We start from the raw sequence: 20,685 nt of genomic DNA, 5'->3' as shown, positions 1-20,685 counted from the left end.
TTCGCGCCGATGATAGTGGACGGACGTCTGTGAAAGTAGGTCATCGTCAGGCTTTTATTGCGCAAAACCCCACAGGTAATCCTGTGGGGTTTTGTTTTATATAAGTGAGAACACGTAGATATGTGGTCATCGGTGGTAGCCATGATCACGAAAGTGTGCCTCGCTCAGTCACTACCTGTCAGTATGCAAAAATTCGAGTGGTTGACGTCTCGGTCAACGCTCAAGCGTTTACGCTTAACGACCATAGCAAGGTGGTACCACTCCTTCCCATCCCGAACAGGACAGTGAAACGCCTTCGCGCCGATGATAGTGGACGGACGTCTGTGAAAGTAGGTCATCGTTAAGCTCTTATTCCTCAAAGCCCCGCCGGTTTCCGGCGGGGCTTTGTCTTTGGCAAAGCGATCATGGATTGGGCGTTGAGAACTCATACGCATCGCCTCGTCAATCAGGCCGAAAGCCGCGCCAATGCTGATTGTGCCGAAATAACAACGCCCGTAGATGGGCCGGTTTTGTGCGGTAAGATTGACCGAGTCAATTCGTTGGAGCGTTATCGTGAGTGATCCCCAGACCCCCTTGCCCGGTACAACGTTAGACCTGCGCACACTGACCCATGTGGCTTACGGTTTATTCGCCCTGGGCTTTTTGACGAGTGGAATCCTGGGCATTGCGACGTTGGCCGCGGTGGTGCTGATGTACTTGAAGCGTTCGGACGCTGCGGGTACGGTTTACGCTGCCCACTTTGATTGGATGCTTCGCACGTTCTGGTGGGCGATGCTGTGGTTGGCCATCAGCGCGATTGCCATCTATATCTTCATTGGTTGGATTAGCCTGATCGCGACCATCGTCTGGGTGCTCTACCGTTTGATCAAAGGTTGGTTAGCGCTGCTGGACGGTGGTTCACCGACTACCTACGCCTGACCTGCAAGGTACACAGGGCCAGCAACGGCGGCTCTGTTGAGCATTTGAAAAGCCGGCAGTCTTGCCGGCTTTTTCACGTACGCAGAGATGTGTCGACTACGCGAGTCAATTACACCCGCAGCTTTGGTGCGACGCGCTGCTGGGTGTTGCCCCCGGTAATCCCGCTGGTCAAGCATGCACAGCGCAGGCATCAGGTGACGGCTGTTCGTGTACGGAAGTGGGCGCTTGGGAGCGTATGCTCCCCCTTCAGATATGCGCGCAAACAGAAGCTGGGCTGCCGTAAACAGCCGATGCTCTTGCAAGCTCTGTAGGCGCAGCGCCAGTCGAAGATCTTGAAGATCAGGGCGACAGCAAGAAAGATTTTTGACGCAGCCGCGATGTGCGGGCTCGCATGTTGCGCCGGGGGATGGCGTATGCGTGAAGGTAGCGAGCTAGCCCGGCGAAAAGCCAGGGCGTCGCGACAATCCAAGAGGCAGGGACGTACGGGGTACGCCCTTTGCCTGCTTACTTCAGATGTGCGTTGACCAACTTGGTCAATTCGAACATCGTGACCTGATCCTTGCCAAAGATCGGACGCAGCTTGGCATCGGCGTTGATGTTGCGCTTGTTGCTGGCATCTTGCAGGTTGTGCTTCTTGATGTATTCCCAGATCTTCTTGGTGACCTCGGTACGCGGCACGGCTTCCGAGCCGATGACAGCGGCCAATTCGGCGCTGGGGGTCAGGGGCTTCATGAATGCAGCGTTCGGCTTGCGCGCGGTCGCGGGTTTGGAGGTTGTGGCCATAATGCGGCGCTCCTTCTCTGGCTGTTGGAAAAATTGTCCTGCGGCCGGAGCATAACGTGTCTCTCTGGTAAAGACAAAGGCATTTATCCTCTGTAGCAACTAAAATGCGGTGACCGTCCCCTCTATCACGCCATTCTGTAACGTCCTATGTACGCACGATCTGCCTTGGAATCAATTCGGCTTTTTCATGACGAGCTGACTGCGCTGCGGCGCGATTTGCATGCTCACCCAGAACTGGGTTTTGAAGAGGTCCGCACGTCTGGCATTGTCGCCGGCGCGCTTGAGGCGTTGGGCATCGAAGTGCATCGCGGCATCGGCAAAACCGGTGTTGTGGGCGTGATCCGTGGCCGGCGCTGCGACAGCGGACGCATGATTGGCCTGCGGGCCGACATGGATGCCCTGCCCATGACGGAAGACAATGACTTTGGCCATAAGTCGACCAAGCCTGGCCTGATGCACGGCTGCGGCCACGATGGTCATACCGCCGTGCTGATCGGGGCTGCCAAGTACCTGGCGCAGACGCGTAATTTTGATGGCACTGCCGTCCTGATTTTTCAGCCGGCCGAAGAGGGGCGTGGCGGTGCCCGAGCCATGCTGGAGGATGGTCTTTTCGACACTTTTCCGTGTGATGCGATCTATGCCCTGCACAATTGGCCCGGACTGCGACCCGGTACCATCGGTATCAATCCGGGGCCGATGATGGCGGCGGCCGATCGCTTTGAAATTCAGATCACTGGTCGCGGTGGTCATGGTGCGCATCCCTATCAGACGATCGACCCGGTGACCATCGCCGGGCAGATCATCACCGCGTTGCAAACGATCGTGTCGCGCAATGTGAATCCGTTGGATTCGGCGGTGGTATCGATAGGTTCAATGCAGGCCGGACACCCAGGCGCAATGAGCGTGATTCCACGTGAGGCCAAGTTGGTGGGGACCGTACGCACCTTTCGCAAGTCGGTTCAAGAGATGGTCGAAACGCGCATGCGTGAGCTGGTCACTGCCATCGCCGGCGCGTTTGGAGGTGCTGCCGAGCTGATCTACGAACGCATTTATCCCGCAACCCTCAATACACCGCAGCACGCCAACCTTGTCGCGGATATCGCGACCGAGATGATCGGCAAGGAGAACGTGGTGCGCGACTTGGTGCCTTCGATGGGCTCCGAAGATTTCTCGTTCATGTTGCAGAGCAAGCCGGGCGCGTATTTCCGCCTGGGCCAAGGCGGCGCCGAGTCGGGCTGCGTGCTGCACAACTCTCATTTTGATTTCAACGATGCGGTCATTCCCCTGGGCAGCGCGATGTTTTGCGCGCTGGCCGAGCGGGGCATGCCGTTGGCAGATTAAGAAGCCCTTTACATGTCTACTCAAAGCACGACTCAGCTCACGATTACTCGTCCGGACGATTGGCATCTGCATTTGCGCGATGGCGCGGCGCTGGAGGCGGTGGTGGCGGACACCGCGCGCCAGTTCGCGCGCGCCATCATCATGCCGAATCTGAAGCCGCCAGTTACGACAACCGAACAGGCATTGGCGTATCGAGACCGCATCCTCCAGGCGCTGCGCAAGGCAGGCGGAAATCCGGACGCTTTTACGCCACTGATGACGCTTTACCTGACCGACAACACGTCCGCAGACGAGATCCGCACTGCGCATGCGTCCGGCCAGGTCTATGCGGTAAAGCTCTATCCGGCGGGCGCTACGACTAATTCGGATGCTGGCGTCACGGACTTGCTGGGCAAGTGCACCAAGGCGCTGGAAGCCTTGGAGAAATGCGGGATGCCGCTGCTGGTGCATGGCGAAGTCACCGATCCGGCGATTGACGTGTTCGACCGCGAGGCCATTTTCGTAGAGCGTGTCATGAAGCCTTTGCGCCGCGCGTTTCCTGCCTTGAAGGTGGTGTTCGAACACATCACGACGAAAGAGGGCGCGGAATACGTGCGCGACGCCGAAGGGCCGACTGCTGCGACGATCACGCCGCAGCACATGCTGTATAACCGCAACGCGATTTTCCTGGGTGGGGTGCGCCCACATTGGTACTGTCTGCCGATCCTGAAGCGCGAGACGCATCGACTGGCCTTGGTTGAGGCGGCTACCAGCGGTAGTCCACGGTTTTTCCTCGGCACCGACAGTGCACCCCATGCGCGCGGTCTTAAAGAGCACGCCTGCGGCTGCGCGGGTTGCTACACGGCATTGCACGCGATGGAGCTGTACGCGACCGCCTTTGACGCCGTGGGCAAGCTGGACAAGCTGGAAGGCTTTGCGAGTTTCCATGGCCCTGACTTCTATGGTCTGCCGCGTAATACCGGTACGCTGACGCTTGTGCGTGAGACGTATCAGGTGCCTGAAGAGCTGGCGTTCGGCAATACCACGCTGGTGCCGCTCGCGGCGGGCGAATCGCTGGCCTGGCGGGCGCACGTTTGAATAGCCAGGCACTTGAGCTGACGGCGGGGCCGCCAATGTAAACGAAGCGGGATGGCCGGCATCATGCCGGCCACCCCGCTTCTTTGGCCCGACCGTCGTTGCCGGTGTGCCTATCTATATAGTGATGCCGCTTAGAGAGTGCCGTCGCGGCGTGCTTCCAGCAGTTCCCAGCGGGCAAACTTTTCTTCTAGCTCGCTTTCCAGTTTGGCGAGTTCGCCATTGATGCGCTCAACTTCTGAGGGGGCTTCGCGGTAGAGGCTGCCGTCCGCCAACTTACCCGCCAGCTCGACCTGCTTGGCTTCAAGTGCGGCGATGGCATCAGGAAGGCCTTCAAGTTCACGCAGGTCCCACGCGTTTATCTTGCTGGCCTTGGCTGGCTTCGGGCGGGCGACTTTTGCTCGCGCCGCGCCTTCGTCCACGGGCTTGGACGCCTCGTCCTCGTCGGAAGATGGGGCGACGGGCGCGGGGCGCTGTGCGACCCATTCGTCATATCCACCCACATAATCGCGCCAGCGGCCGTTCCCTTCATACGCGATCGTCTGCGTGACGACGTTGTTCAGGAACGCGCGGTCGTGGCTGACAAGCAATACGGTGCCGGCGTATTCCTGCAGCAGTTCTTCCAGAAGCTCCAGCGTTTCGATGTCGAGGTCGTTGGTGGGTTCGTCCAGAACGAGCACGTTCGCGGGGCGAGCGAACAGGCGGGCCAGCAGCAGACGCGCGCGTTCGCCGCCAGACAGGCTGCGCACAGGGGAGCCGGCACGGGCGGGCGAGAAGAGGAAGTCGCCCAGGTAGGTCATGACGTGCTTGCGGGTGCCACCGATTTCAACCCATTCGCTGCCAGGGCTGATGATGTCCACCAGCGAGGCTTCTTCGTCCAGCTGCGCGCGCATCTGATCGAAATACGCGACCGCCACGTTCGTGCCCAGGCGGGTCGTTCCCGTGTCGGGCTGCATTTCTCCCAGAATGAGCTTTAGCAAGGTGGTCTTGCCGGCGCCGTTGGGCCCGATGATGCCAATGCGGTCGCCGCGCAGGATGGTCGTTGTATAGTCGTCCACCACGATCTTGTCGCCGAACGTCTTGCCCACGTGTTCAAGTTCGGCCACAAGTTTGCCCGAACGTTGACCTTCGGCAAGCGCCAACGAGACGTCGCCGATACGTTCGCGGCGTTCGGCACGCTGAACCCGCAGGCTCTCCAAACGGCGCACGCGGCCTTCGTTACGGGTGCGGCGCGCTTCGACGCCCTTGCGGATCCACACCTCTTCTTGCGCCAGCAGCTTGTCGAAGCGGGCTTGTTCCAGACGTTCCGATTCCAGCCACTGAGCCTTGCGTTCCTGCCATTGAGAGAAGTTGCCGGGAAAGCTCAGCAGGCGACCGCGGTCGAGCTCGACGATGCGGGTGGTGACGGCGTCCAGGAATCGGCGGTCGTGGGTGATGATGACCGCCGCACCACGCCAACTGCGCAACATCTCTTCCAGCCAGGCAATGCCTTCGAAGTCGAGATGGTTGGTGGGTTCGTCCAGTAGCAGCAGGTCGGGCTCTTCGACCAGTGCGCGCGCCAGCGCCACGCGCTTGCGTGTGCCGCCGGACAACCCGGCGATTTGCACGTCCGCCGGCAGGCCCAGCTTTTCCAGGATGGCACGTACGCGCGACGGGCGTTGCCAATCTTCGTGGTCGCCTTCCACGTTGCAGACAACATCGAACACCGTGGCGTTTTCATCCAGCTCTGGTTCCTGTTCGACCGTGGCAACGCGCAACCCCGAACTGCGGGCGATGTCGCCGTCATCGGGCACGGTGCGGCCGTCAAGCAGCCTCAGCAGCGACGACTTGCCGGCGCCGTTGCGGCCGATCAGTCCAATGCGCTCGCCGGCCTGGATGGCGAAGTCGGCGTGATCCAGCAGCGGGTGGTGCCCATAAGCCAGTTGGATGTCGGTAAGAGTGATGAGGGTAGCAAGGGCCATGTAGTCGGTCTTTTCTGCGGCAGACAAGTGAGTCAGGGCGTATTGTCGCAGGAACATTGCCGGCTCGTTGGGCGGGGCGTGGGGACGGCATCATGGGGACAGTGCCGCGACCTGTAATAGAATACGAACCGCAAGGCGGGTCGGGCGATCGCGGTGGATGCGAATTCATCGAGGAAGGTCCGGACTCCATAGGGCAGGGTAACGGCTAACGGCCGTCCGGCCGCGTTTTCGGGCGCGGTTGAGGAATAGGGCCACAGAGACGAGACTGGGAAGCGGGCGCGCATTGCGCGCACCGATACGGCCATCTCCGTATCGCGCGGTTCGGCAACGAATCGCGGCGTCGCAGGGTGAAACGCGGCAACCTCTATCCGGAGCAACATCAAATAGGCATGCGTGTGGCCCTCGGGCCGCGAAGGGCGGCTCCGTCCAAGCATGCGGGTAGGTGGCTAGAGCGGCTCAGCAATGATCCGCGCAGAGGAATGATCGTCCGCCAGGGAAACCTGGTGTACAGAATCCGGCCTATAGATCCGTCTTGCATCGAATTTTCCCTCGGCATGGCTCCGCGGCGTTGATCCCGGGTCGCTCCGCCCGCCCGGTCCGCTCATTTTTTAGAGCGGAGAAGGCGCGCGATGGGTGGGAAGCCTTGCCAGCCGGGGCGGAGGGGCGCGGCGTAAAACAATGCAAAGGCATCGTTAGCCGCTACTTCTTACTAAGGACTTTTAGAGTGTGTCGCAACCTCCTGATATATCAGGAGGTTTTTCTTTTTGCGGTTTTACATATTGGTCTAAGTCCTTGTTGTGATTGAAAAAATTGCAACCACGCGCTTGACCGCCCCATTGCCATACCGTAGAGTGGGAAATAGTAGGAAATTGTGCAATTAAGTGGGGTAAAAGTGGTGTTTCAGGGAAGCAGCGCACTCACGCTGGATGCGAAGGGGCGGATCTCGATTCCGACCCGGCATCGTGACGCGCTGATGTCGCAGGCCGATGGCCGGCTGACCCTGACCCGCCACCCTGACGGCTGCTTGCTGGTGTACCCGCGGCCTGAATGGGAAAAGAAGCGCGAGCAGATTGCCGCCTTTCCCATGACGGCTCGTGCGTTGCAGCGGCTGTTGCTGGGCAACGCTCAGGACGTGGAACTGGATGGCTCCGGCCGGGTCCTGATCGCGCCTGAACTGCGCAACGCTTCCGGTATGACGCGCGATGTGATGCTGCTCGGTCTGGGCGCGCACTTCGAGTTGTGGGACGCCGCTACTCTGGCCAGCCGCGAGGCAGAAGATTTGGCCAAGGGTATGCCGGATGTGTTGAACCAGTTTTCGTTCTGAAAAATTTTATGGAATTCGAACATCGGCCCGTTCTGCTGGAGCCGACGGTGGACGCACTATTGCTGCCCGATTTTGGTGGCAAAGGCGCGGCACGGTCGCACTCCCAGACCGAGCCGGATACGGCTACGCGGGCGGAACGCGGCGTGTTTGTCGACGGCACTTTTGGCCGCGGCGGGCACAGTCGCGAACTGCTTGGACGCCTGGGCAAGTCCGCGCGGCTGGTGGTGTTCGACAAGGACCCCGAGGCGATCGCGGTAGCCAACGCCCTGGCGGCGGCGGACCCTCGGGTCACGGTAGTGCATGGCGGCTTTGCCTCCATGGCGGAAGAATTGCAGCAGCTTGGCATCGACAAGGTCGATGGCCTGATGCTGGATCTGGGTGTTTCGTCGCCTCAGATCGATGACGCCGAGCGGGGCTTTTCGTTCATGAGAGACGGCCCGCTCGATATGCGGATGGACACCACTCGTGGTCCCACGGTGGCGGAATGGCTGGCGCAAGCCAGCGTGGATGAGATGCGGGAGGTCATAGCGGATTATGGCGAAGAACGGTTTGCTTTTCAGGTTGCAAAGGCGATTGCTGCTCGCCGCGCAACACGGCCGCTGTGCACCACGCTCGAGCTTGCCGAGTGCGTCGCCAGCGCCGTCCGCACGCGCGAAAAGGGGCAGCATCCGGCCACACGCACCTTTCAAGCTTTACGGATTTACATCAATCGGGAACTCGAAGAGCTCGCGCGCACCCTCGCGGCAGCTCTAGACCTGCTTGCCCCGGGAGGGAGGTTGGCGGTGATCAGCTTTCATTCGCTTGAAGACCGCATGGTCAAGCAGTGCATCGTGGCGGCGGCTCGGCCTGCCGCCGCGCATGCACGCCTGCCCCTGCGCGAAAGCGAAATGCCCCAACCCGTCCTGCGGTCGCTGGGACGCGTGCTGGCCGAAGACGAAGAAGTCTCGGCCAATGCGCGGGCCCGATCCGCAGTCCTGCGCGTTGCCGAGCGTACAGAAACGCCGCTGCCCCCCGAGGGCGGTTTTGCTTTTGTGAAAATCGGTTCGCTGCCCGGCAGCGATCTGGCTCCGCCGCCTCGCCGCGGCGGCAAAGGGGGGCGGCGCTAATGGGGCGTGTCAACCTGATCGTTGCGGCGTTATTGATGCTGTCGGCCATTTCCCTGGTCACCAGCCGATACCAGTCGCGCCTGCTTTTCGTTGAGCTGGGACGCGATCAGGCGCAGGCACGCGACCTCGAAACCAACTGGCGCCGTCTTCAATTGGAACGCGCGGAACTCGCTCGCAATGCGCGGGTGGATGCTATTGCCCGCGACGGTCTGAAGATGATTTCCATCGTTCCGGATCGCACGCTGTATGTGAATCAAGCCCCTGCGGCGTCGACCGGAGGCGCGCAATGAAACGCGTTCCCTTCTTCGATAATCCTGTGTTGCGCGGGCAGTTGCCCACATGGCGCGCGCGTCTGGTACTGATTCTGCTGTTCGGCGGATTCGCCGTGCTGGCGGGGCGCGCCCTGTTCCTGCAGGGCTTGTCGACGGAGTTTCTGCAGCAGCAGGGCGAACGCCGTTATGAACGTACATTGACCCTTGCCGCCACGCGCGGCAAGATCCTGGACCGCAACGGCGCCGTGCTGGCGTCCAGCGTGCCCGCGCGAGCCATCTGGGCCATTCCCGAAGATGCCAAGCAGGGCACGCCAGCGCAAATGGATGCCCTGGCGAAGCTGCTGGACACTCCCGTGGCCGATCTGCGTCGTCGCTTGGTGGACGAAGACAAGAATTTCGTCTACCTGAAGCGCCAGGTCTCGATGGATGTGGCTGACAAGGTCAAGCAGTTGAACATGCCAGGCGTGCACCAGCAGCCCGAAACCCGCCGTTACTACCCGGATGGCGATGTGATGGCTCATGTGGTCGGCTTCAACAACGTCGAAGACCAGGGCCAGGAAGGTGTCGAACTGACCTTCAACGAACAATTGCAGGGCCGGCCGGGCAGTCGCCGCGTCATCAAGGACCGTCTGGGCCGCGTGATTGAAGACGTGCAGGCGGTGACCTTGCCGGTGGATGGCCGCGACCTGCGCCTGTCTATCGATACACGCCTGCAGTACCTGGTGTTCAAGGAATTGAAGGACGCCATGGACAAACACCAGGCCAAGGGCGCCACTGCCGTCATCGTGGACGTGCATACGGGCGAAATCCTGGCGTTGGCAAGCGTGCCGACCTTTGATCCGAACAACCGCGAAACCTTCCACGGGTCCAAGCTGCGCAACCAGGCCATTACCGATACCTTCGAACCCGGCTCGATCATGAAGCCGTTTACGGCGGCGCTGGCTTTGGACCTCGGCCGCATCACGACGTCTACCTTGTTCGAAACCGGCAATGGCCGCTTCAGCTACCAAGGCAGCACGATCAGCGACGTCAGCCGCAACGGCACGCTGGATGTGGCGGGCGTGCTGCGCAAGTCCAGCAATATTGGCATGACGATGATTTCCGAGAAGCTGGAATCCCGGGAAATGTGGGACCGCTTCACCGAATTAGGCTTGGGGCAAGCGCCTCAGGTGGGATTCCCCGGCGCAGCGCCGGGCCGTTTGCGTCCGTGGGATCGCTGGCGCCTGATCGAAAAGGCGACGATGGCCTACGGTTATGGCCTGTCGGTATCGCTGCTGCAGGTGGCGCGCGCCTATACCGTTTTCGCCCGCAACGGCGACATGGTGTCGCTGACCCTGGTCAAGCGCGATAGCGATCCCACCAGCGTCAAGATCTACACGCCGAAAACCACCGCCCTGGTGCGCGGCATGCTTGAAGCCGCCGCTGGCCCCGAAGGCACAAAGGCCGCTCAGGTGCAGGGCTACCGCGTTGCCGGCAAGAGCGGCACCGCTCGCAAGATCGTGGATGGCAAGTACAGCACGCAACGCTACCGCAGCTCTTACGTGGGCTTTGCGCCAGTGTCGGATCCGAAGATCGTCGTGGCCGTGTCCATTGATGAGCCGACGGTAGGCGGCTACTACGGCGGCGCCATTGCCGCGCCCGTGTTCTCCCACATTGTCGGGGGAAGCCTGAGGTTGATGGGGGTGCGGCCGGACGCGCCTTTCGAATCCACAATTGTTGCTGGTATCAAGGAGCCAGGCAGATGAGCGCCACAGGCTTCCTCTTTCCCCCTGTCGCCACGGTTGCTGAAACCGTGGCGTGGTTGCATGCGCATGTGTCGTTGACCGCGCATCTCAAGCTGGACTCGCGCGATATCGAGCCGGGCGACGTGTTTGTTGCCTGCCCGGGCCTGTCCAGCGACGGACGTCTCTATATAGATAAGGCATTGGCGCTGGGCGCCAGCGCCGTGTTGTTCGAAGCACCGGTCAGTGGCGCCGTGCCAGAAGCCGGCGCCGATACGCCCATGCTGCCCGTGAATGGTTTGCGCACGCTGCTGGGCGAATTGGCTGACACCTGGTACGGCCGTCCGTCCGCCGCGCTGGCGGTGGTGGCGGTCACCGGAACCAACGGCAAGACCTCGTCGGTGCAATGGATTGCGCATGCGCTAAGCCGCAATGACAAGCCTTGCGGCACCATCGGCACCTTGGGCGCCGTGTTGCCAGACGGCAGCACGCTGGGGGGCGACCTGACGACGCCCGACGTGCTGACCGTGCATCGCACGCTGGCCGCCATGCGCGACGCCGGCGCTCGGGCCGTTGCCATGGAGGCGTCTTCAATCGGCATCGAGCAAGGCCGCTTGGACGGCGTGCGTGTGGCGTTGGCCGCCTTCACGAACCTGACCCGCGATCACCTTGACTATCACGGCACGATGGAACGTTACGAGGCCGCCAAGGCGCGCCTGTTCAACTGGCCGGGCCTGACCGCCGCCGTCATCAATGCTGACGACGAGGCCGGCCGCCGCCTGATTGCATCCTTGCCTTCGGGCATGGATGCAATGGGCTACAGCCTCAGCGATGCCGCCGATATTCCCGCCGCGATGCGCGCGCGCGATCTTCAGGCGACATCGCAGGGGCAGATCTTTACGCTGGTGTCCCCGCACGGAGAGGCCCAGATCGTGACGCGCCTTCTGGGCGCGCACAACGTGTCGAACCTGTTGCTGGTGGCCGGCGTCCTGTACAAGCTGGGCCTGCCCTTTGCACAGATCGCGCGCGAACTGGCCGCAACGGATCCCGTTGACGGCCGCCTGCAAACCGTTGAAACCGTACCCGTATCAACACAGGCCTCCGCAGGCCGGGGCACGTTGGTCGTGGTTGATTACGCACACACGCCGGATGCGCTGTCGCGCGCGCTGACCGCGTTGCGCGCGGTGGCGGTTGCGCGATCGGGCCGCTTGATCTGCCTGTTCGGCTGCGGCGGTGAACGCGACCCGGGCAAGCGTCCCGAAATGGGCCGAATCGCCGCCGAACTGGCTGACCACGTCGTCGTGTCCAGCGACAACCCGCGTACTGAATCACCCGAAGCGATTGTCGAACAGATCCTTGCCGGCATTCCTGAAGCGGCGCATGCCGACGTCCAGGTCGACCGCGCGCGCGCCATCATGCAGACCATCTGGTCGGCGTCGCCCGAAGACGTGGTGCTTCTGGCGGGCAAGGGGCACGAAACCTACCAAGACATCGCGGGCGAAAAGCTGCCCTTTGATGACCGCGAATGGGCGCGCCTGGCGCTGCTGCTGCCACACGTCAAGGGCGTGTCGACGGACACGCGGCGCATTGGTTCTGGCGAATTGTTCGTGGCGTTGGTCGGAGAAAACTTCGACGCGCACAATTATCTGGACCAGGCCGAAGGCCGTGGCGCCTGCGCGGCGGTCGTGGCGCACGTAGTGCCTGATTCCAAGTTGCCGCAACTGGTGTTGGGCGATACCCGACTTGCGTTGATGCGTATCGGCGCGGCATGGCGCGCGCAGTTCACGTTGCCCGTGGTGGCGGTGACTGGCAGCAACGGCAAGACGACCACCAAGGAAATGATCTCGGCCATGTTGGCCGAATGGCAGGGCGAGTCGGGCCGTTTGGCCACCGCCGGCAATTTGAACAATGACATCGGCGTGCCGCTGACGCTGCTGCGTCTGCGCCCCGAGCATCGTGCCGCGGTGTTCGAATTGGGCATGAACCATCCGGGCGAAATCGCCCAGTTGGCCGCCATGGCGGCACCTACGGTCGCACTGGTGACCAACGCGCAACGCGAGCATCAGGAATTCATGCACACCGTTGAAGCGGTGGCGCACGAGAATGGCTCGGCCATCGCGGCGCTGCCTGACGACGGCGTTGCCGTGTACCCGGGCGACGAGCCGTATTCGGAAATCTGGGATGCGCTGGCCGAGCCACGCCGTGTGCTGCGCTTTGGCTTGCAGCCCGGACTGGACGTGTATGCCGAGCAGATTCTGGCGGATGTTGGCTCGACGCGCTGCCGCGTGGTAACGCCGGTGGGGGTGGCCGACCTGGTGCTGCCGGTGCCGGGCCTGCATAACCTGCGTAATGCGCTGGCCGCCATCGCCAGCGCCATCGCCGCGGGCGTGCCGCTGGACAGCGCCGTGCGCGCCCTGGCTGGCTTCGCCCCCGTTGCGGGACGCATGCAGCACAAGCAAATGAGCGACGGAACGCTGCTCATCGACGACACCTACAATGCCAACCCCGATTCGGTTCGCGTTGCCATCGACGTGCTGGCGCGGATCGCCGGCAAGCGCGTCCTGGTGTTGGGCGACATGGGCGAGATCGGGGACAACGGCCCCGCCTTGCATGCCGAGGTGGGCAACTATGCGCGCGAGCAAGGGCTTGATGCGCTCATTACGCTAGGCGAAGCCAGCCGGACGGCCGCGGCCGCTTACGGTTCTGGCGCGCACGCCTGCGCATCGGTAGACGAAGTGGTTGCCGCCTTGCGCGGCTTGCGCCCGTCCTGCGTATTGATAAAGGGATCGCGCTTTATGCGCATGGAGCGGGTAGTGACGGCTTTTTCCACGAACGACGAACAGGCGGCCAAGACGCAGGGAGAGCAGCATGCTGCTTGAATTGGCCCGGCTGCTTTCCGATGATGTGCGCGCTTTGGGCGTGTTCGAATACATCACCTTGCGTGCCGTCTTGGCATGCGCGACCGCGTTGCTGATCGGCCTGGTAGCCGGCCCGCGTGTGATTCGCAAGTTGACCGAAATGAAGATCGGCCAGGCCGTGCGCGCCTATGGCCCGGAAACGCATCTGGTCAAGACCGGCACCCCCACGATGGGCGGCGTGCTGATCCTTATTTCCATCGCCATCAGCACCTTGCTGTGGGCCGACTGGACCAACCGCTTCGTGTGGGTGGTGCTGCTGGTGACGTTCGGCTTCGGCTGGATCGGCTGGATGGACGATTACCGCAAGGTGGTCTATCGCGATCCCGAAGGCATGCCCGCACGGCAGAAATTCTTCTGGCAAGCCACCATCGGCATGATCGCCGCGGTGTACCTGGCGTTTGCCGTCTCGGCACCCGCCAACACCGATCTTTGGCCCTTGTTCAAGGCCTGGGTGGGGAGTGGCTTCTCGATGCCGCTGCCGACGCGCGCCGACCTGATCGTGCCGTTCTTCAAGTCAGTGAGCTATCCGCTGGGCGTGCTGGGATTCGTGGCGCTGACGTGGGCCGTGATTGTCGGCACCAGCAATGCCGTGAACCTGACCGACGGCCTGGACGGCCTGGCCATCATGCCCACCGTGATGGTGGGCAGCGCCTTGGGCATCTTCGCCTACGTGGTCGGCCGCGTGGACTATTCGAAGTACTTGTTGTTTCCGTATATTCCCGGCGCGTCCGAACTCATGGTGCTGTGCGCAGCGATAGGGGGCGCGGGACTCGCGTTTTTATGGTTCAACGCGTATCCGGCTCAGGTGTTCATGGGCGACGTGGGCGCGCTTGCGCTGGGTGGCGCGCTGGGCACCATCGCCGTCATCGTGCGCCAGGAAATCGTGCTGTTCATCATGGGTGGCGTGTTCGTGGTGGAGACGCTGTCAGTGATGATCCAGGTGACCTGGTTCAAGTACACGAAGCGACGTTATGGAACAGGTAGACGCATATTCCGCATGGCCCCGCTGCATCATCACTTTGAAGTGGGCGGCTGGAAGGAAACCCAGGTGGTCGTGCGTTTCTGGATCATCAGCATGATGCTGGTGCTGATTGGCCTCTCAACCCTGAAGTTGCGATGAATACGATGGAAACCTCCCGCGCTGACGCGCCGCTCGTCCTGATCCTCGGATTGGGCGAGACGGGTGTCGCCGCCGCACGCTGGTGCGCCCGCCTGGGCGCCCGCTTGCGCGTGGCCGACACACGCGCCGAACCGGGCGGGCTGGCCGCGCTGCGCGACGCGCTGGCGCAAAGCGACGTGGAATACCGTCTGGGCTGCGATGCGTCGTTCGACGCGGCCCTGCTGGATGGCGTGACGCAAGTGGTGCTTAGCCCGGGCCTGGCGCCCACGCAAGCGCCGGCCGCCGACTTGCTGCGCGAGGCCGAGGCCCGCGGCATTGAAGTGGTGGGCGAGATCGAATTGTTTGCCCGCGCGTTGGCTGATCTGGCCGAAACGCGCGAATACCGTCCGCGTCTGCTGACGGTGACGGGCACCAACGGCAAGACGACCGTTACCGCGTTGACGCGTGACCTCATCGACGCCAGCGGCCTGTCGGTCGTGGCGGCCGGCAACATCAGCCCGGCCGCGTTGACGGCGCTGATGGACGCGTTGGACAACGATGCGCTGCCGCAAGTGTGGGTGCTGGAGTTGTCCAGCTTCCAACTGGAAACGACACGCTCGTTGATGGCTGACGCGGCCATCGTGCTGAACGTGACCCAAGACCATCTGGACTGGCATGGCGGCATGGACGCCTACGCGGCGGCCAAGGCGCGCATCTTGACGATGGCGCGCATTGCCATCGTCAACCGCGACGACCCGCTTACTGTTGCCATGGTCAAGAGCGTGAACGCCTTGAATGTGCGCAGCTTCGGCCGCGATATGCCCGAGCTGGTTGGTGACATGGGGCTGGAATTGGGCCAGGGCGTTGCTTGGCTGGTGGCCTGCGAACCCATCGATTTCGATGAGCCCGCACCGCCCACGCGCCGCAAGAAAGATGCACCCGAGCCGGTGCGCGCCAACGGTCGCATGAGCCGCCTGATGCCGGTGGACGCGCTGCGCATCCGTGGCATCCATAACGCCCTGAACGCCTTGGCCGCCTTGCAGTTGGCCCGTTGCCTGGACCTGGGTTGGGGCGCCATGTTGCGCACGCTGCGCGAATACGCCGGCGAGCCGCACCGCGCGGCGTTTGTGCGCCAGATTGGCGGTGTCGACTACATCAATGACAGCAAGGGCACCAATGTGGGGGCCACCGTTGCCGCCCTGGAAGGTCTGGGCCAGCCCGTGGTGCTGATCGCGGGCGGACAGGGCAAGGGCCAGGATTTCTCGCCGTTGATTCCCGTGGTGTCGCGCCATGCGCGCGCCGTCATGCTGATTGGCGTGGACGCGCCCGAGATTGCGCGCGTGCTGGCGCCTACCGGTGTCAACTGCATCGCCGTTGATTCGCTGCATGCCGCCGTGCGCGGCGCGGCCGAACTGGCGCAACCGGGCGACGCCGTGCTGCTGTCGCCGGCCTGCGCCAGCCTGGACATGTTCCGCAACTATCCGCATCGTGGCCAAGTGTTCGTGGAAGAGGTCGAAGACCTGGCCCGCGACCGGGGAGAGGTGGCATGAGCCTGATCGCCGACCTCACCGCCAGCGTCAATGCCGTACGGCCCGGCCGTACCAAGATGCGCAACTTCGATCTGCCGCTGGTCATCGCGGCGTCGACGCTGTTGCTGCTGGGCTTGCTGATGGTGTATTCGGCGTCGATTGCGCTGGCCGATGGCCCGCGCTACGCCTCCTATGGGCGCTATTACTTCGTGATCCGCCATGGCCTGTTCGTCAGCGCCGGCCTGCTGGCGGGCGCGGTGGTGCTGGCCATTCCCATCCGCGTCTGGCAGCGCATGGCGGTGCCGCTGTTCATGTTGGCCATTGTCTTGCTGGTGGCGGTCTTGATTCCTGGCATCGGCCGCGAAGTCAATGGCGCCCATCGCTGGATTCCGCTGGGCCCGCTGAACTTCCAACCTTCCGAATTGATGAAGCTGGCGGCCTTGCTGTACGCCGCCGATTACACCGTGCGCAAGCAGGAACACATGCAGGCGTTTGCCCGCGGCTTTCTGCCCATGGCATTCGCGCTGGCCGGTGTGGGCATGCTGCTGCTGTTGGAACCCGACCTGGGCGCCTTCATGGTGATTGTCGCCATCGCCATCGGCATCCTGTTCCTGGGTGGCATCAACGGCAAGTACTTCAGCAGCCTGCTGGGCGTGCTGGTCGGCACCTTCCTCACGCTGATCTGGCTGTCGCCCTGGCGTCGTGCGCGTTTGTTCGCGTACCTGGACCCCTGGAACGAAGACAACGCCTACGGCAGCGCCTATCAGTTGTCGCATTCACTGATTGCGCTGGGTCGTGGCGAATGGCTGGGCGTGGGCCTGGGCGCCAGCGTCGAGAAACTGCATTACCTGCCCGAAGCGCACACCGACTTCCTGATGGCGGTGGTGGGTGAAGAACTGGGTTTTGCCGGCGTCATGCTGGTGATCACGCTGTTTGCCATCATCATCTATCGCGGCTTTGATATCGGCCGGCAGGCCATCGCCATGGAACGCACGTTTGCGGGCCTGGTGGCGCATGGCGTGGCCATGTGGTTTGGCGTGCAGTCGTTCATCAACATGGGCGTGTGCCTGGGCCTGTTGCCGACGAAGGGCCTGACCCTGCCGCTGATGAGCTATGGCGGATCGGGCGTGGTGATGAACCTGTGCGCGCTGGCCATGCTGATCCGGGTAGATGTGGAAAACCGCGTAATGATGCGTGGGGGGCGAGTATGACCGCGGCCCGCACCATTCTGATCATGGCCGGGGGTACCGGCGGACACATCATGCCGGGCCTGGCCGTGGCTGACGTGCTGCGCGAGCGCGGCTGGCGCGTGCTGTGGCTCGGCAACCCGGACAAGATGGAAGGCAAGCTTGTGCCGCCGCGCGGTATAGAACTGGTGCCGCTGCGCTTCCAAGGCGTGCGCGGCAAGGGAATGTCCGCGCTGCTGAAGCTGCCGTTTCTGCTGCTGCGCGCGTTCGCACAAGCTTGGTCGCGGTTGGCGGATGTGCGGCCTGACGTGGTGCTGGGTATGGGCGGCTACGTGGCCTTTCCCGGGGGCGTGATCGCAGCCCTGCGCGGCACGCCGCTGGTAGTGCACGAGCAGAATGCCGTGGCCGGCACCGCGAACAAGTGCCTGGCCAAGATGTCGCGTCGTGTGCTCAGCGGCTTTCCGGGCGTGCTGCCCAAGGGCGAAGCCCTGGGTAATCCGGTGCGTGCCGACCTGTGCGCGCTGCCCGATCCGGCGGTTCGTTATGCCAGCCGTTCCGGCCCGCTACGCCTGCTTGTCGTCGGTGGCAGCCTGGGCGCGCAGGCGCTGAATACGGTGGTTCCGCAGGCGCTGGGCCGCCTGCCGCAAGATCGCCGCCCGATGGTCGTCCATCAGGCTGGCGAACAGCATCTACCCGCGCTGCAACAGGCCTACGCCCAGACGGGCGTGCAGGCCGATTGCCGCGCGTTCATCGATGACATGGCGGGCGCCTTGGGCGATGCCGACCTGCTGATCTGCCGCGCGGGCGCCATGACGGTGTCCGAAGTGGCCGCAGCGGGCGTCGCCGCGCTGTTCGTGCCCCTGCCGCATGCCATTGATGACCATCAGACCGCCAACGCGCGCTTTTTGAGCGACGCAGAGGCCGCTTGGCTGCAGCCGCAGTCCGCCGTGACGCCCGAGTGGCTGGCGGACTGGCTGGCCCAGCGTACCCGACAAGAACTCGAGGCCGTCGCCGTCCGGGCCCGCGCGCACGCGCAGCCGGAAGCCGCGGTCCATATCGCCGATGTCTGCGAACAAGCAGCGGGGCGTTCATCATGAAACACAGAATTCAACATATCCATTTCGTAGGCATCGGCGGCTCTGGCATGAGCGGCATTGCCGAAGTGCTGCTCAACCTGGGCTACACGATCAGCGGGTCCGACCTGAACGAGTCGGCGGTGACGCGCCGTCTGGCCGGTCTGGGTGCAAAGATCGCAATCGGCCACGTGGCCAGCAACGTCACGGGCGCGGCCGCCATCGTCACGTCCACCGCGGTGGCGGGCGACAACCCCGAAGTGATCGCCGCGCGGGCCGCGCGTATCCCCGTGGTGCCGCGCGCCGTCATGCTGGCGGAGCTGATGCGCTTGAAGCGTGGCATCGCGGTAGCCGGCACGCACGGCAAGACCACGACCACCAGCCTGGTGGCCAGCGTGCTTGCCGCTGGCGATCTGGACCCCACTTTCGTGATCGGCGGACGCTTGAACTCGGCCGGCGCCAATGCACGCCTGGGTCAGGGCGACTACATCGTGGTCGAGGCCGACGAGTCCGATGCGTCGTTCCTGAACCTGTTGCCGGTGATGGCCATCGTGACCAACATCGATGCCGATCACATGGATACCTACGGGCACGACGTGGCCCGCCTGAAAAGCGCTTTCATCGAATTCACGCAGCGCCTGCCGTTCTATGGCAGCGCGGTGCTGTGCTCGGATGACGCGAACGTGCGCGAGATCATGCCGTTCGTGTCGCGTCCGATCACCACCTACGGCCTGAACGAAGACGCGCAGGTGCGCGCCTATGAAGTGCAGCCGTCGGGCACGCGCATGCGCTTCAACGTGCAGCGCACGCACCTCGACACGCTGCTGCCGCCCCTGCAAGTGGAATTGAACCTGCCCGGCCTGCACAACGTGCGCAACGCGCTGGCCGCGATTGCCGTTGCCACCGAGCTGGGTGTATCGGACGACGCCATCCGTGATTCGCTGGCCGCTTTCAAGGGCGTGGGCCGCCGTTTCACGCAGACGGGCGAATTTCCGGTACCGGCCAGTCATGGCGGCGGCACCTTCACGGTGGTCGACGATTACGGCCATCACCCGGTTGAAATGGCCGCCACGCTGGCCGCCGCGCGCGGCGCCTGGCCTGACCGCCGAATTGTGTTGGCTTTCCAGCCGCACCGTTACACGCGGACGCGCGATTGTTTTGAAGATTTTGTGCGAGTCCTGGGCACCGCCGACGCCGTGTTGCTGACCGAGGTCTACGCCGCGGGCGAGCCGCCGCTGGTGGCCGCCGATGGCCGTGCGCTGTCGCGCGCGCTGCGGGTGGCGGGCAAGGTTGAGCCGGTGTTCGTCGAGGACGTGGCTGAACTGCCGCAGGCCGTGGTCGACTTCGTGCGCAACGGCGATGTCGTCATCGTGATGGGAGCGGGTTCGATCAGCAAGGTCCCCGCCCAAGTAGGAGAGCTGGCATGAGCGCGCAATTTGGCAAAGTGGGTGTGTTGTACGGCGGTCGTTCCGCCGAGCGCGAGGTGTCGCTGATGTCCGGCAAGGGCGTGCAGCAGGCGCTGGCCAGCGCAGGCGTGGACGCGCACCTGTTCGACACGGGTGAACGCAGCCTGGCCGAACTGGCTGCCGAAGGTTTCGACCGCGTCTTCATCGCGCTGCATGGCCGCTACGGTGAAGACGGCACGATCCAGGGCGCGCTGGAACTGTTGGGCATTCCTTACACCGGCAGCGGCCCGATGGCGTCCGCCCTGGCCATGGACAAAACCATGACCAAGCGCGTGTGGCTGCAAAACGGTCTGCCCACGCCTGAATTCGAGGTGCTGGACGCCGACACGGAACTGCGCCTGGTGCCCGACCGCCTGAGCCTGCCGCTGATCATCAAGCCGCCGCATGAAGGCTCGACCGTCGGCATCACCAAGGTTGTGGGTTATTCCGACATGAAGGAAGCCTATGCCGCGGCCGCGCGCTTTGACAGCGTGGTGCTGGCCGAGCAGTTCATCACCGGCCGCGAACTGACCGTGGCGGTGCTGGGCTCGGGCAAGGGGGCGCGTGCGCTGCCGGTGATCGAGATCGCCGCGCCCGGCGGCAACTACGACTACGAACACAAGTATTTCTCGGACGACACCCAGTATTTCTGCCCCGCAACGCTACCGGACGGCGTTGCCGAAGAAGTGGCTGATATTGCCGTCAAGGCCTATGTGGCGCTGGGCTGCGAAGGCTGGGGCCGCGCCGACTTCATCCTCGACCGCAACAACCGGCCGTGGCTGCTTGAAATGAATACCTCGCCTGGCATGACCAGCCATTCGTTGGTGCCGATGGCCGCGAAGGCCGTGGGGATCAGCTATGCCGATCTGTGCGTGGCGATTTTGTCCGAAGCCTCGTGCAAAGTGCACAGCGCCTCGCGTAACGCTTGACCTGG

The 20,685-nt window shown here is 63.2% G+C and carries 16 protein-coding genes, 1 rRNA gene and 1 other RNA gene; 16 read left to right on the top strand and 2 right to left on the bottom strand.

Going from position 1 to position 20,685, the window contains the following annotated elements:
* Positions 1 to 233: 233 nt before the first annotated feature.
* Both rrf and WBR68_RS29325 read left to right on the top strand, forming a co-directional pair.
* Positions 234 to 346, top strand: a 5S ribosomal RNA gene (gene rrf, locus WBR68_RS29330).
* Between the two features lie 152 nt (positions 347 to 498).
* Positions 499 to 918, top strand: a complete 420-nt coding sequence (locus WBR68_RS29325; RefSeq protein WP_050450190.1) for a DUF4870 family protein — start codon at positions 499 to 501, stop codon at positions 916 to 918.
* A 504-nt stretch (positions 919 to 1,422) separates the two neighbouring features.
* Here WBR68_RS29325 and WBR68_RS29320 read toward each other — a convergent pair.
* Positions 1,423 to 1,701, bottom strand: a complete 279-nt coding sequence (locus WBR68_RS29320; protein WP_006217453.1) for an SWIB/MDM2 domain-containing protein — start codon at positions 1,699 to 1,701, stop codon at positions 1,423 to 1,425.
* A 147-nt stretch (positions 1,702 to 1,848) separates the two neighbouring features.
* Between WBR68_RS29320 and WBR68_RS29315 the strand changes: the two genes are divergently transcribed.
* Positions 1,849 to 3,042, top strand: a complete 1,194-nt coding sequence (locus tag WBR68_RS29315; protein WP_050450189.1) for a M20 aminoacylase family protein — start codon at positions 1,849 to 1,851, stop codon at positions 3,040 to 3,042.
* A 12-nt stretch (positions 3,043 to 3,054) separates the two neighbouring features.
* Complete coding sequence (gene pyrC / locus WBR68_RS29310) at positions 3,055 to 4,119, top strand: dihydroorotase (RefSeq protein WP_230695990.1); 1,065 nt, start codon at positions 3,055 to 3,057, stop codon at positions 4,117 to 4,119.
* Between the two features lie 131 nt (positions 4,120 to 4,250).
* Here the strand turns inward: pyrC and WBR68_RS29305 are convergent, their stop codons facing one another.
* Positions 4,251 to 6,077: an ATP-binding cassette domain-containing protein gene (locus WBR68_RS29305; RefSeq protein WP_050450191.1), complete on the bottom strand. Its 1,827-nt coding sequence runs from the start codon at positions 6,075 to 6,077 to the stop codon at positions 4,251 to 4,253.
* Between the two features lie 132 nt (positions 6,078 to 6,209).
* Between WBR68_RS29305 and rnpB the strand changes: the two genes are divergently transcribed.
* The 12 genes from rnpB (at position 6,210) to WBR68_RS29245 (ending at position 20,680) form a co-directional block, all read left to right on the top strand.
* Positions 6,210 to 6,615: RNase P RNA component class A (gene rnpB, locus WBR68_RS29300), an RNA gene on the top strand.
* Positions 6,616 to 6,972: 357 nt separating this feature from the next.
* A complete protein-coding gene (gene mraZ, locus WBR68_RS29295; RefSeq protein WP_006226256.1) occupies positions 6,973 to 7,401 on the top strand; it encodes a division/cell wall cluster transcriptional repressor MraZ in 429 nt (142 codons plus the stop codon).
* Positions 7,402 to 7,409: 8 nt separating this feature from the next.
* Positions 7,410 to 8,507: a 16S rRNA (cytosine(1402)-N(4))-methyltransferase RsmH gene (gene rsmH, locus WBR68_RS29290; RefSeq protein WP_050450187.1), complete on the top strand. Its 1,098-nt coding sequence runs from the start codon at positions 7,410 to 7,412 to the stop codon at positions 8,505 to 8,507.
* The gene (gene ftsL / locus WBR68_RS29285; protein WP_050450186.1) at positions 8,507 to 8,797 is read left to right on the top strand and encodes a cell division protein FtsL; all 291 of its coding nucleotides are present in this window, start codon (positions 8,507 to 8,509) and stop codon (positions 8,795 to 8,797) included. The genes rsmH and ftsL overlap by 1 nt, the downstream gene beginning before the upstream one ends.
* The gene (locus WBR68_RS29280) at positions 8,794 to 10,524 is read left to right on the top strand and encodes a peptidoglycan D,D-transpeptidase FtsI family protein (protein ID WP_050450185.1); all 1,731 of its coding nucleotides are present in this window, start codon (positions 8,794 to 8,796) and stop codon (positions 10,522 to 10,524) included. The genes ftsL and WBR68_RS29280 overlap by 4 nt, the downstream gene beginning before the upstream one ends.
* A complete protein-coding gene (gene murF, locus WBR68_RS29275) occupies positions 10,521 to 13,379 on the top strand; it encodes a bifunctional UDP-N-acetylmuramoyl-L-alanyl-D-glutamate--2,6-diaminopimelate ligase MurE/UDP-N-acetylmuramoyl-tripeptide--D-alanyl-D-alanine ligase MurF (RefSeq protein WP_230695989.1) in 2,859 nt (952 codons plus the stop codon). Before WBR68_RS29280 ends, murF begins: the two co-directional genes overlap by 4 nt.
* Entirely contained in the window at positions 13,369 to 14,538 is a 1,170-nt protein-coding gene (mraY, locus tag WBR68_RS29270; protein WP_050450183.1) for a phospho-N-acetylmuramoyl-pentapeptide-transferase, read from the top strand. The genes murF and mraY overlap by 11 nt, the downstream gene beginning before the upstream one ends.
* Entirely contained in the window at positions 14,535 to 16,067 is a 1,533-nt protein-coding gene (gene murD, locus WBR68_RS29265) for a UDP-N-acetylmuramoyl-L-alanine--D-glutamate ligase (protein ID WP_230695988.1), read from the top strand. The genes mraY and murD overlap by 4 nt, the downstream gene beginning before the upstream one ends.
* Positions 16,064 to 17,257: a putative lipid II flippase FtsW gene (gene ftsW / locus WBR68_RS29260; RefSeq protein WP_050449958.1), complete on the top strand. Its 1,194-nt coding sequence runs from the start codon at positions 16,064 to 16,066 to the stop codon at positions 17,255 to 17,257. The genes murD and ftsW overlap by 4 nt, the downstream gene beginning before the upstream one ends.
* Positions 17,254 to 18,330: an undecaprenyldiphospho-muramoylpentapeptide beta-N-acetylglucosaminyltransferase gene (gene murG / locus WBR68_RS29255; RefSeq protein ID WP_230695987.1), complete on the top strand. Its 1,077-nt coding sequence runs from the start codon at positions 17,254 to 17,256 to the stop codon at positions 18,328 to 18,330. Before ftsW ends, murG begins: the two co-directional genes overlap by 4 nt.
* Positions 18,327 to 19,733, top strand: a complete 1,407-nt coding sequence (gene murC / locus WBR68_RS29250; protein ID WP_230695986.1) for a UDP-N-acetylmuramate--L-alanine ligase — start codon at positions 18,327 to 18,329, stop codon at positions 19,731 to 19,733. Before murG ends, murC begins: the two co-directional genes overlap by 4 nt.
* Entirely contained in the window at positions 19,730 to 20,680 is a 951-nt protein-coding gene (locus WBR68_RS29245) for a D-alanine--D-alanine ligase (RefSeq protein ID WP_230695985.1), read from the top strand. Before murC ends, WBR68_RS29245 begins: the two co-directional genes overlap by 4 nt.
* The last annotated feature ends 5 nt before the right edge of the window (positions 20,681 to 20,685 follow it).

This window comes from Achromobacter sp. JD-1 (assembly GCF_038594925.1).
Taxonomy (GTDB): Bacteria; Pseudomonadota; Gammaproteobacteria; order Burkholderiales; family Burkholderiaceae_B; genus Achromobacter; species Achromobacter spanius_C.
The sequence above is the reverse complement of the archived record's forward strand: the minus strand, read 5'-3'. Positions and strand labels throughout refer to the sequence as shown.